The following is a 2,277-nucleotide window of genomic DNA, read 5'->3' on the forward strand; positions in this document are numbered from 1 at the left end:
CCGGCTCACCGGCCCTGGCCGCGTCGCGGTCCAGTCGGTGTACGAGCGGCCCGAGAACACCGATACCATCCAGAACTCGTCGTACGCCACGCACCACCGCTGGTAGATCCGCCCCCGGCCGGGGTACCCACCAGGAGTGGACCGGCTGGCGGAATACCGGGGCAAGCGTGACCCGGCGCGCACGCCTGAGCCTGTCCCTGAGGGGGAACCCGACGGGACAGGCGGGCAGGCGGGCATCTTCGTGGTGCAAGAGCACCACGCGCGCCGGCTGCACTGGGATTTCCGGCTGGAACGCGGCGGGGTGCTCGTCTCCTGGGCACTGCCGAAGGGCGTCCCCGACGACCCGGCGCAGAACCACCTGGCCGTGCACACCGAGGACCACCCGCTGGAGTACGCGACTTTCCACGGCCAGATCCCGCGCGGCGAGTACGGCGGCGGCGCCGTCACCATCTGGGATCACGGCACCTACGAGGTGCTGAAGTGGGCCGACCGCGAGGTCAAGGTCATCCTGCACGGCGAGCGGCTGCACGGCGGCTACGTGCTGTTCGCGACCGGCGGCAAGGACGACAAGAACTGGATGATCCACCGCGAGCGGCTCCCGCTGCCTGCCCGGATGGCGCCGATGCTCGCCACCATCGGCAAGCCGCCCGACCGCGGCCTGGAGGAGTGGGCGGTGGAGATGAAGTGGGACGGCGTCCGCGCGCTCGCGTTCATCGAGAACGGCCGGCTCCGGCTCGGCTCGCGGACCGGCAAGGACATCACCGCTACCTACCCGGAACTGGCCGGGATGGCCCGCGCGGCCGGCCACAAGCAGGCGCTGCTGGACGGCGAGATCGTCGCCTTCAGCGACGGCCGGCCCGACTTCGAGGCGCTGCAGCCGCGGATGCACGTCTCCTCGGCCGCGCAGGCCGTCCGGCTGGCGCAGCTCACGCCCGTCACGTATCTCGCGTTCGACGTGCTGCAACTGGACGGGCGGTCGCTCACCGGGCTTCCCTACTCAGAGCGGCATGCGCTGCTCAATTCCTTTTTCCCGAACGGGAGCAACTGGCTCTCCCCGCCCAATTTCCCCGGCGAGGACCTGGACGACGTGCTCACCGCCTCCGCGGCGAACGGTCTCGAAGGCGTGGTGGCGAAGCGGCTCGACTCCAGGTACGAGCCGGGCGCCAGGACGGGCAGCTGGCTGAAGGTCAAGAACCAGCTCCGCCAGGAGGTCGTCGTGGCGGGCTGGAAGCCGGGCAAGGGCAACAGGACCGGGCTGATCGGCTCGCTGCTCGTCGGCGTGCAGGGCGAGCGGGGCCTGGTGTACTGCGGGCACGTGGGCACCGGGTTCTCCGACGCCACGCTGCGTATGCTGAGCCGCAAGCTGGAGTCGCTGCGCCGCAAGGACAGCCCGTTCGCCGAGCCGGTGCCTGCCGAGGACGCCAGGAACAGCGTCTGGGTGGAGCCTCGGCTGGTGGCCGAGGTGGCGTTCGACCGCTGGACGCGGGAGGGGCGCTTGCGCGCCCCCGTCTATCACGGGCTGCGGGACGACAAGGACCCCGCCGACGTCGTCAGGGAGACGTAGTGGACAAAGTTGCGGTGCAGATCGACGGCCACACCCTGACGCTGAGCAACCTGACGAAGGTGCTGTACCCGGCGGACGGGTTCACCAAGGCCGAGGTGCTCGACTACTACCAGCGGATCTCCGCCGTGCTGCTGCCGCACATCGCTGGCCGGCCGATGACGCTCAAGCGCTACCCGGAAGGCGTCGACGCCGAGTCGTTCTTCGCCAAGCACGCGCCCGCCCACCGGCCGGACTGGATCCGAACCGAGGACGTGGAGTCGCGCAGCTCGCGGTCTCGGGAGCCGGGCGCCCCGGTCAGCTACCTGGTCATCGATGACCTGGCGGCGCTGATCTGGGCGGCCAACCTGGCCGGCCTCGAGCTGCACGTCCCGATGTGGCGGTTTCCCGGCAGGGAACCGGATTTGCTCGTCTTCGACCTCGACCCCGGGCTGCCCGCCACGGTGGTGGACTGCTGCCGGGTGGCGGAGGAACTCCGCCCGCTGCTCGAGGACGAGGGCCTGCGGCCGCTGCCCAAGACCTCGGGCGGCAAGGGCCTGCAGCTGTACGCGGCGATCAGCGGCCTGACGGCCGAGCAGGCCAGCGCGCGGGCGAAGGCGCTGGCCGAGCGGATGGAAGAGGAGCACCCCGGCCAGGTGGTGTCCCGGATGACCAGGTCGCTGCGCGAGGGCAAGGTGCTCATCGACTGGAGCCAGAACAACGGCTCCAAGACCACC

At 70.7% G+C, this 2,277-nt stretch carries 2 protein-coding genes; both read left to right on the forward strand.

The features are described from left to right. The first annotated feature begins 136 nt into the window (after nt 1–136). Entirely contained in the window at nt 137–1,564 is a 1,428-nt protein-coding gene (gene ligD / locus WA805_RS31325; protein ID WP_425244142.1) for a non-homologous end-joining DNA ligase, read from the forward strand. Further along, nucleotides 1,564–2,277: DNA polymerase domain-containing protein (locus WA805_RS31330; RefSeq protein WP_425244143.1), on the forward strand; the 714-nt coding region annotated here is incomplete at its 3' end. The genes ligD and WA805_RS31330, both read left to right, overlap by 1 nt.

This window comes from Trebonia sp., from assembly GCF_049794275.1.
Lineage (GTDB): Bacteria > Actinomycetota > Actinomycetes > Streptosporangiales > Streptosporangiaceae > Trebonia.